Genomic DNA, 9,703 nt, shown 5'->3' with positions numbered 1-9,703 from the left:
CGCCGATGCCCTGGCCATTGCCCTGTGCCATGCCCATATGAATCAGAGCGTATTACGTATGGCCAGGACCGGAGGTAAAGTCCGAAGCGGCCGTGTACGCCAACCATAAGCGGCGGTTTGCCGCGACAGGAGAGCCCGTTTGATTGGTCGAATCCGAGGAATGCTGATTGAAAAGTCTCCTGGGCAGGCGCTGGTGGAGTGTTCTGGCCTGGGTTACGAAATTGACATTCCCTACACCACGTTCTTTCATCTGCCCGAGACCGGGCAGGAAGTGATCCTTCATACCCATTTCGCCGTTCGTGAAGACGCCCAGAGCCTTTATGGTTTTGCCTCCCGTCTGGATCGAAATCTGTTCCGGCTGCTGATCAAGGTTAACGGTGTTGGGCCCAAGCTTGCGGTGGGTATTCTGTCGGGCCTGGATGCGGAACAATTCATTCGCTGTGTTGAGGCACGGGATGCGAATTCGCTGGTCAAACTGCCCGGTGTCGGCAAAAAAACGGCCGAGCGGCTGTTGATTGAAATGGCCGACAGGATAGGGCAGCTGGAAGGGCAGTTCGTCCCGTCCCAGCCCGATGTCCCGGCTGGAGCCGGGGCGGGTACGGCGAGCCTGGGTAGCCCTGACCCACGGGAGGAGGCTGAGGCCGCATTGATTGCGCTTGGCTACAAGCCCCAGGAGGCGGCCAAAGTGATCAGCAAGGTGGCCGGCCCGGATATGAACAGCGAAACGCTGATACGTCTGGCCCTGAAGAATATGATTCCCGCCGGGTAACAACCCGGCGTTTTTGTGTTGGCTATGGCCACAGAACCATGACACCAATGTGTATAGAGCGTAACGTGACTCACAAGCGCCCCTTTGTACAATTGGTGCAACCTGACTTACAGGGTGAGCCAGCGGGCATGTTGTTTATTCCCAGCAAGCGGATAATGCCATGATTGAATCGGACCGATTGATATCGGCCAAGGCCGGAGAATATGAGGAAGTGCATGATCGGGCCATCCGTCCGACGTTGCTTTCCGAGTATGTGGGCCAGCCTACGGTACGCGAACAGATGGAGATTTTTATCTCCGCTGCCCGGGGCCGCCAGGAAGCGCTGGACCATGTGTTGATTTTCGGCCCTCCCGGGCTTGGTAAGACCACCCTGGCCAACATCATTGCCAATGAGATGGGTGTCTCGATCAAGACCACGTCCGGCCCGGTACTGGAAAAGGCCGGAGATCTGGCTGCCATGCTCACCAATCTCGAGGAAGGCGACGTCCTGTTTATCGACGAGATCCATCGCCTGAGTGCGGCGGTGGAGGAAGTGCTCTATCCGGCCATGGAAGACTATCAGCTGGATATCATGATTGGTGAAGGGCCGGCTGCACGGTCTATCAAGCTCGATCTGCCGCCGTTTACGCTGGTTGGGGCAACCACTCGTGCTGGTCTGCTGACGTCGCCACTGAGAGACCGGTTCGGCATTGTCCAGCGCCTGGAGTTCTACAATCACCAGGACCTCACCCATATTATTACCCGTTCGGCCCGGCTGTCGTCGGTGGAAATCGACGAGGCTGGGGCGTTCGAGATTGCCCGCCGGTCCCGGGGAACCCCGAGGATTGCCAACCGGCTGCTGCGCCGGGTCAGGGATTTTGCCGAAGTGCGCTCCAATGGCCATATCACGGCGGATATTGCCGACCAGGCACTGAACATGCTGAAGGTGGACAGCCAGGGCTTCGACCACATGGACCGTCGCCTGTTGCTGGCCATGATCGAGAAATTTGATGGTGGCCCGGTGGGTGTGGAGAGTCTGGCGGCCGCAATCAGTGAGGAGCGGGGTACCATTGAGGACGTACTGGAGCCGTTCCTGATTCAGCAGGGGTACATGGTGCGTACACCGAGAGGGCGTATGGTAACGTCGAATGCCTACCAGCATTTCGGAGTGGTGCCGCCCAGATCCGGCCGGGAGGACGACCTGTTTGAGTGATCCCTCTGCCAGCTTTGAATTGCCGGTTCGGGTCTACATAGAAGATACAGATGCCGGTGGCATTGTTTTTCATGCCAAATACCTGCACTACATGGAGCGTGCCAGAACGGAGTGGGTCCGTAGCCAGGGTGTCGGGCTTCGTGCGGGGCTGGAGCACAACATCAGCTACGTGGTGCAAAAGATGAATCTGCACTTCCGGATGCCCGCGAAGCTGGATGATCAGTTGCTGGTTACGGCTGAGCTGAAAGCGGCATCTCGGGTCTGGATGGGCTTTCGGCAATGCGTGTATCGGGCGGATGATCGGCAGTTGCTGTGTGATGCAGACGTCCGTGTGGCCTGTGTTGCACTGGATACCGGTAAACCCCGGCGTCTTCCGGAAAATATGCAGGAAATTCTTAAGAATTTCGTATAATTTGTTGAAAGATTTACAAAACTACTTGGGAGTGAACAGTGGAAACGGAACTGTCAGTCTGGCATCTGATTGCGAATGCAGGGATTTTGGTGCAGTTGGTCATGCTCTTGCTGATGCTGGCATCGGTCGTCTCCTGGGCACTGATTTTCCAGCGCCTGCAGGTCTTCCGGAAAGCCCGTCAGGCTCAACTGGAATTTGAGGACCGGTTCTGGTCCGGAATGGATCTGGGCCAGCTCTACAAAGAAGTGAGTGCGGAGCCAACGCCGTTTTCTGGTATGGAGTCTGTTTTCCGGGCAGGGTTCAAAGAGTTCTCCCGCCTTCGTCAGCAGAGCCGAGATGCCGACGCCGTGATGGAAGGTACCCAAAGAGCCATGCGCGTGGCTTTTTCCCGGGAGCAGGAGCGCCTGGAAACCCATCTGCCGTTCCTGGCGACGGTCGGTTCCACCAGTCCCTACGTTGGCCTGTTCGGTACCGTGTGGGGCATCATGAACTCCTTCCGCGGGCTGGCCCAGGTGCAGCAAGCCACGCTGGCCACGGTGGCGCCGGGTATCTCTGAGGCGTTGATTGCCACGGCGATGGGCCTGTTCGCGGCCATCCCTGCGGTCATTGCCTATAACCGGTTCTCGGCCATGTCAGACGCCTTGCTGAAGAACTATGAAACCTTTGCGGAAGAGTTTTCCAGCATTCTGCATCGCCGGGTCCACAACAGCGATCAGGCCGCAGCATAAGTTGCCATCTGGCGGTAACAGGAGTATAGCGAGATGAAAGGTATGGGAATGATGCCTCAGCAACGGCGCAAGCCGATGTCTGAGATCAACGTAGTCCCCTACATCGATGTGATGCTGGTGCTTCTGGTGATCTTCATGGTGACGGCACCGATGCTCACCCAGGGCGTGAAGGTGGATCTGCCGGAGACAACCTCCGATCCGATTCAGCAGGACAAAGACGTGGAATCCATCACCGTATCTGTGGATAGCAATGGGGCCTACTACCTGGAAGTGGGTGACGACGCCAGCGAGCCGATGGCGCTGGACGAGGTGCGCAACCAGGTGGCAAAGATTCTGTCCCAACGGAGCAACGGTGAAGTGCTCGTCCGGGGCGATGAGTACGTGGACTACGGTGTGGTGGTGCGCCTGATGGCTGAGCTTCAGGCTGCCGGGGCCACCGGGATTGGCCTGATTACCGACGCGCCCAATGATAATCAGTAATTGGAAGATGGTGACATTTTGAAGGGCCACAAGCGGGACATCGTCAGTACCGGAAAAGCACCTCTGAAATCACCGGTGGCGGTCTCGGTAGGGCTGCACCTGCTGGTGTTCGGTATTGCTCTGGCCGGGTGGTCGTGGAATACGCCACCAGAACCGGAGCCCAGAAGTATTTCGGCCCGGCTGATCAGTCCTGAACCAAGGCCGACACCGGTGGTGGAAGAGCAGGACGAGGCGGATAAAGAGCAGGAGCGCAAGCAGGCACAGGCGCGCGAGCGGGAAGAAGCCGAACGCCAGCGCCAGGCTGAAGAAAAAGCCCGGCAGGAGGCGGAACGGAAGGCTCAGGAAGAAGCTCGCAGGCGCGAAGAAGAGCGTCGTCAGCAAGAGGCGCAGGCAAAGGAGCTGGCAGAGAAGCAAGCCAGAGAGCGTGAAGCGGCGCGCCAGAAAGCGGAAGCCGAAGCCAAAGAGCGGGAGCGGCAGAAAGCTGAGGAAGAGCGCAAGCGGCAAGAAGAAGCTAAGCGCCGGGCCGAGGAAGAAAAGCGCCGCCAGGAAGAACAGCGAAAGAAAGAAGAGGCTGAACGACAGCGCCGCGAAGAGGAAGCTCGCAAAGAGGCGGAGCGGAAACGTCTTGAGGCTGAGAGGCGCCTGCGTGAACAGCAGCTGGAAGCACTGGCGGATCAGGCCAGACAGGAGCGTGAAGCGGAAGCCCGCCGCCAGCAGGAAGCCGCGGCAGCACGTGCCAGAGAAGCACAGATGCTGAGCGAGAGTGAGAAATACCAGGCGTTGATTCGCGAGCGGTTAAGCCAGGCGTGGTATCCGCCGTCCTCGGCGACTGAAAACATGACGGCGAGGTTGCAGATCACACTGTTGCCCACCGGTGAACTGGCCAGTGTGAAGTTGGTCGGTAGCAGTGGCAACACTGCGTTTGATAACTCGGCCCTGAGTGCGGTCCGATCATTGAACCGCTATCCCATTCCGGATAATCGTGACACGTTTGAGCGTTATTTCCGCCAGTTCACGATTGAATTCAACCCGCAAAGACTGCGGTGAGGTTGATAATGTTTATGAAAAGCAGATCCCATTGCTCTGGTAGCTTTCTGAAGACACCGATTATTGCCTGCCTGGTGCTGTTTTTGGCGGCATCCCTGAGCGCCCGGGCGGAACTGTTGATCCGCATCACCGAAGGTGCGGGGTCGGCCATTCCGATTGCCGTCGTACCGTTCGCAGAGAGTGGCAGTATGCCCGCCGGGGACAAGGTGGGCAGTATCGTGCAGGCAGATCTGACCATGAGTGGTGAGTTTCGTCCGCTAGAACCATCAAAAATGCTGAGCCTTCCCTCTGAGCGCTCCGAGGTGTATTTCCGGGACTGGCGCATGCTGGGGCAGCGCTATGTGCTGGTGGGGCAACTGACCCGCAATGGTGATCGGATTCAGGCCCGCTACGAGTTGTTTGATGTTAACCAGGAGAAGCGGATTCTTGGTGAAACGGCGGCAGTTCCTGCCTCTAACCTGCGGTCGCTGGGCCACCACATCAGTGACCGGGTGTATGAAGCCATTACCGGGGCTCCCGGTGTATTCTCCACCAAGCTGGCTTACATCACCGTGTCTGGTGAGGGCGAGCAGACCCGTTACCGGCTTCAGGTCAGCGATGTGGATGGTAAGCGCTCCAAAGTCCGGCTGGAAAGCCGGGAGCCGATTCTGTCACCGGCCTGGTCGCCGGATGGCAAAAAGCTGGCCTACGTTTCCTTCGAGACTGGCAAACCGGTCATTTTTGTCCACGAACTGGCCACCGGTGAGCGCCAGAAGGTTGCGGACTTCCCGGGGCTGAACTCGGCACCGGCCTGGTCGGCCGATGGCCGTTCGCTGTTGATGACGCTTTCCCGTGACGGTAACGCCGAGATTTACCGAATGGACCTTGCCAGCCGCAATCTGACGCGGTTGACCGACCATTGGGCGATTGATACCGAAGCCGCATGGGACCATGCCGACCGGGGTATCTACTTTACCTCTGACCGTTCCGGCGGGCCGCAGATCTATCATATGGAACGTCCGGGTGCTGAACCGCGTCGAATTACCTTTGGCAGTCGCTACAACGCAAGGCCGCGACCGAGCCCCACGGGTGACTATGTCTATTACGTTCATCAGCGCGACAGTGCCTTCCATATCGCCAGAACCAATCTGGAGACCGGTGAAGAGACGGTTATCACCCGAACCGGTTCCGACGAATCACCCAGTGTGGCTCCCAATGGCAGGTTGCTGATCTACGCAACCCGTCAGAATGGGGAAGGCGTACTGACCGTGGTATCCGCAGACGGAGGTGCGGCGTATAGCCTGCCGGCCTCCGAGGGCGAAGTGCGGGAGCCGGCCTGGGGGCCGGTTACCCGCTGAAAATGCACTGAACGGAATTAATTCAACGAAGACCTGAAAAGAGGAAATAACGTGATGAAGATGTCTTTCTCTACAAAAGCGTTTGCCATGCTCCTGTCCGCCGGCCTGGTTGCTGGTTGTAGCTCCACCGGTGAGAACATGGAAGAGGGTGCCTACGGTTCTGACGTGGCCGCGATTGATCAGGATGGCGGTTCTACCGTTTACGGTGGTGCGGATGGCTCCGGCGTTTCCGCCTCCGAGCTGACTGATGACGAGCGTCGGGCCGCTCAGGAGCAAGCCGAGCAGGAAGCCCTGCGTGACATCACCACTTTCTACTTCGATTTCGATACCTCTGAAATCAAGCCGGACGCCCGTGACGTGCTGGTTGCCCACGCTCGCTACCTGGCGGACAACCCGCGTCAGCAGGTACGCCTGGAAGGTCATGCTGATGAGCGTGGTACCAAGGAATACAACCTGGCTTTGGGTGAGCGTCGCGCCAACGCTGTACAGCGCTTCCTGATCGTAAACGGCGCTTCCCGTGGCCAGATTGAAACCGTAAGCTATGGTGAAGAAAAGCCGGCCGTGCGTGGTTCCACTGAAAGTGCCTGGGCACAGAACCGTCGCGTAGAGCTGGTGTTCCAGTAAAACCGACCTAGACGGACGTATCCATGAGAAAACAGCTCATGGCGGCCGTGCTGATCCCGCTGGGCCTTGGCCTGGCGGGAGTCATCCATGCACAGTCGTCCACACCCGCATTCCAGAACAACAGTTCCGAGGCCCAGCGTAAGGCCGGCAACAACCAGGCCACGGCAGAGCTGTTCTACATGATTCAGCAACTGCAGCGCGAAGTGCGAGACCTGCGGGGCCAGGTTGAAGAACAGCAACACCAGATCAGTCGTCTGCAACAGCAGGGCAGGGACCGCTATGTGGATCTGGATCAGCGGATACTGGAGCTGTCCAAGGCCGTCGAGTCCGGGGCCAGTGCAGCCCAGCAGCCGGCTGCAGCGGGGGCTTCAGCAGATAGTGGAAGACTGACGCCTGCCCGGGTGTATCGCTCGCCGGAACCGGAAGAGCAGAAAACCTATAACGACATTATCGACCTTATCCGTAACAAAAAAGACTACGACACGGCGATAACCCGCCTGTACGAGTTTGTGGATACCTACCCCGAGGGCGACCTCACCGTTAATGCCTATTATTGGCTTGGTGAAGTCTATCTGGCGAAACCGCAGCTGGAGCAGGCCCGTCAGGCTTTTACCATTGTTGCGACGCGCTATAGTGATCATCGCAAGGCACCGGACGCTGTGTACAAGCTGGGGGTGACCCTGGATCGTCTGGGCGAAAAAGATGAAGCTCGGCGCCGGATGACCTCCGTAGTTGAGCAGTACCCGGATTCAGGAGCGGCAGAGTTGGCGAAGAAGTATCTGGATTCCGCCCAGGGTTGATCGGTATCTGGTCAACCTGCACGGATCTTGATCGGTCATTGAAAAAAGTTGGTCGACCATGAAAAAAAGGGGTTGATCACCAAAAAAATATCAGTAATATGTGCGCCTCGTTTGGGTCGTTAGCTCAGTTGGTAGAGCAGTTGGCTTTTAACCAATTGGTCGAAGGTTCGAATCCTTCACGACCCACCAAATTCAGAGCGCGAGGTTTGTGCCACGCGTTCGCTGGATGAAAAGCCAGCACAGCCAGTTAGGGGTCGTTAGCTCAGTTGGTAGAGCAGTTGGCTTTTAACCAATTGGTCGAAGGTTCGAATCCTTCACGACCCACCAACAAGGCAAGCCGTCACTACGGGGTTTGCGGAAAAAAGAGCCGAAAGGCTCTTTTTTTTTGCCTGCAAGAACCCACCTATACCCACAGGACGGACGCTACCCTGCAACCTGGCATACCCACATTGCAGGATCATGAAACCAAAGGCAGAAGTGATATACTCTGGCCGTTAACGTCAATCAGAGAATAAGTGATGACTAAAGCGCAAGACCGCATTCTGGTTCAGGAACATCTCGCCCATCAGGCGGAGCCCAAGCCCCTGAGCGCCTCAGAGAAAGCTGATCTAGAGGCCAGGATCAAGGTGGCTCTGAAGGAGAAGGATGCCGTTCTGGTTGCGCATTATTACACCGACCCGGACATCCAGCGGCTGGCAGAAGAGACCGGTGGTTGTGTGGCGGATTCCCTGGAAATGGCGCGCTTCGGCAACCAGCACCCGGCCTCCACCGTGGTCGTTGCCGGCGTTCGTTTCATGGGAGAGACGGCAAAGATTCTGAATCCGGAGAAAAAGGTTCTGATGCCAACCCTGGAGGCGACCTGCTCGCTCGATGTTGGTTGCCCGGCAGACGAGTTCTCGGAGTTCTGTGATCAGCACCCGGATCGCACCGTCGTGGTTTATGCCAATACCTCGGCCGCGGTAAAGGCCCGGGCTGATTGGGTTGTTACCTCCAGTTGTGCCCAGGCCATTGTTGAGCATCTGGACGCCAAAGGCGAAAAAATCCTGTGGGCGCCGGACAAGCACCTGGGTGGCTATGTCCAGAAAACCACAGGCGCAGACGTTCTGTTGTGGGACGGGTCCTGCATCGTGCACGAAGAGTTCAAGTACCGTGGCCTGGAAGACCTCAAGGCCCTGTACCCGGATGCAGCGATCCTGGTGCACCCGGAGTCACCGGATGCGGTGGTGCAGATGGCGGATGTGGTCGGTTCAACCTCGCAACTGATTCACGCGGTGCAAACGCTTCCGAACGAAGAGTTTATCGTTGCAACCGACAACGGCATTTTCTACAAGATGCAACAGCTGGCGCCCAACAAAACGTTGATTGAGGCGCCCACCGCGGGCAACGGCGCAACCTGCCGAAGCTGTGCCCATTGTCCCTGGATGGCCATGAACGGTCTGGAGAATCTGCTGCACGTGCTTGAGCATGGCGACCAGGAAGTGCATGTGGATGACGCGCTGCGAGAAGACGCGCTGCGCCCGCTGCGCCGCATGCTGGACTTTACCGCCAACATGAACCTCAAAGCTGCCGGCAACGCCTGAAGGTTCCGTGGTTATTCCTAACCGGCTTCGCGCGCCTGAAGCCGGTTGGTCAGCTCTCCAAGGCGCTCGCTGACCACCTGACGTTCGGCGGAGCCGGCCGGCAGTTTTTCCTGGGCCTGGCGCAATTGCCGCTGTGCTGATTTCAGATCGCCCATCAGTACGTCGTATTCCGCTCTCGCCCGGTGCACCCCGACAATATTCCGAGCCATACCTTCGGCTTCGGCCAGTCTCAACCATAGCTGCTCCTGGCTGGGCAGGCGGCGAGTCAGTTCCCTCAGGTAGTCGGCAGCGGCGGCCCCGTTACCATCGGCAATCTCTATGGCCGCCAGCGTGGAGGTTATTGGATAGTTGCCGGGATTGCGCGCCAGTGCCTCCTGCATAAGCGCTCTGGCGTCTTCATACCGTTTCTGGCTGATCAGTACCTCCGCCAGTGATACCTGGAACGTGATGCGCCCGGGGTTGGCTTTCAGTAATTCCCGCATTAACTGTTCGGCCTGTTCGTAGCGCTGGCTTTCCTGATAAGCCACCGCCAGGCCGTAGCGAATGGCATCGTTACGCTGGGCGTCTTCCCGGGCCAGGTAAGCCTCGAAGGTTTCTATCGCTGTTTCCGGTGATTCGCTGTAGTGCACCTGCAGGCGACTGCGCACCAGGTGGTATTCCTGGCCATCCTGCACCCGGGTATCAGGGTACTGCTCGGCCCGGTTTCGGGTGTCGGCAACCCGGTTCTGGGTCAG

General features: G+C 58.0%; 11 protein-coding genes, 2 tRNA genes and 1 pseudogene. 13 read left to right on the top strand and 1 reads right to left on the bottom strand.

What is annotated here, in order from left to right:
* From B3Y70_RS06290 to nadA, 13 genes and pseudogenes are all read left to right on the top strand, one after another.
* Positions 1-109 (top strand): annotated as a pseudogene (locus tag B3Y70_RS06290) (crossover junction endodeoxyribonuclease RuvC); the annotation flags it as partial.
* 30 nt (positions 110-139) lie between these two features.
* Positions 140-769 (top strand): Holliday junction branch migration protein RuvA, encoded by a 630-nt coding sequence (ruvA, locus tag B3Y70_RS06285; protein WP_286714341.1) that lies wholly within the window; start codon positions 140-142, stop codon positions 767-769.
* 160 nt (positions 770-929) lie between these two features.
* Positions 930-1,961: a Holliday junction branch migration DNA helicase RuvB gene (gene ruvB / locus B3Y70_RS06280; RefSeq protein ID WP_011785187.1), complete on the top strand. Its 1,032-nt coding sequence runs from the start codon at positions 930-932 to the stop codon at positions 1,959-1,961.
* Positions 1,954-2,373: a tol-pal system-associated acyl-CoA thioesterase gene (gene ybgC, locus B3Y70_RS06275; protein WP_011785186.1), complete on the top strand. Its 420-nt coding sequence runs from the start codon at positions 1,954-1,956 to the stop codon at positions 2,371-2,373. Before ruvB ends, ybgC begins: the two co-directional genes overlap by 8 nt.
* 38 nt (positions 2,374-2,411) lie before the next feature.
* Complete coding sequence (gene tolQ, locus B3Y70_RS06270; RefSeq protein WP_011785185.1) at positions 2,412-3,101, top strand: protein TolQ; 690 nt, start codon at positions 2,412-2,414, stop codon at positions 3,099-3,101.
* A gap of 33 nt (positions 3,102-3,134) precedes the next feature.
* Entirely contained in the window at positions 3,135-3,581 is a 447-nt protein-coding gene (gene tolR, locus B3Y70_RS06265) for a protein TolR (RefSeq protein WP_011785184.1), read from the top strand.
* Between the two features lie 18 nt (positions 3,582-3,599).
* Complete coding sequence (tolA, locus tag B3Y70_RS06260; RefSeq protein ID WP_206769660.1) at positions 3,600-4,628, top strand: cell envelope integrity protein TolA; 1,029 nt, start codon at positions 3,600-3,602, stop codon at positions 4,626-4,628.
* Between the two features lie 14 nt (positions 4,629-4,642).
* Positions 4,643-5,965, top strand: coding sequence for a Tol-Pal system beta propeller repeat protein TolB (tolB, locus tag B3Y70_RS06255; protein WP_286714342.1), 1,323 nt, complete (start codon positions 4,643-4,645; stop codon positions 5,963-5,965).
* A gap of 54 nt (positions 5,966-6,019) precedes the next feature.
* Positions 6,020-6,589, top strand: coding sequence for a peptidoglycan-associated lipoprotein Pal (pal, locus tag B3Y70_RS06250; protein WP_011785181.1), 570 nt, complete (start codon positions 6,020-6,022; stop codon positions 6,587-6,589).
* 23 nt (positions 6,590-6,612) lie between these two features.
* A complete protein-coding gene (gene ybgF / locus B3Y70_RS06245; protein ID WP_288589418.1) occupies positions 6,613-7,389 on the top strand; it encodes a tol-pal system protein YbgF in 777 nt (258 codons plus the stop codon).
* A 113-nt stretch (positions 7,390-7,502) separates the two neighbouring features.
* Positions 7,503-7,578: transfer RNA gene (locus B3Y70_RS06240), tRNA-Lys, on the top strand.
* A 62-nt stretch (positions 7,579-7,640) separates the two neighbouring features.
* A tRNA-Lys gene (locus tag B3Y70_RS06235) sits at positions 7,641-7,716 on the top strand.
* A gap of 191 nt (positions 7,717-7,907) precedes the next feature.
* Complete coding sequence (nadA, locus tag B3Y70_RS06230) at positions 7,908-8,969, top strand: quinolinate synthase NadA (protein ID WP_121206718.1); 1,062 nt, start codon at positions 7,908-7,910, stop codon at positions 8,967-8,969.
* Between the two features lie 17 nt (positions 8,970-8,986).
* Here nadA and B3Y70_RS06225 read toward each other — a convergent pair.
* Positions 8,987-9,703 (bottom strand): tetratricopeptide repeat protein (locus B3Y70_RS06225; protein ID WP_288589417.1); only part of this gene is annotated, 717 nt, incomplete at its 5' end.

The organism is Marinobacter sp. UBA5687 (assembly GCF_002420325.1).
In the GTDB taxonomy this organism is placed as follows: domain Bacteria; phylum Pseudomonadota; class Gammaproteobacteria; order Pseudomonadales; family Oleiphilaceae; genus Marinobacter; species Marinobacter nauticus.
This window is presented reverse-complemented; position numbering and strand designations above follow the sequence as displayed.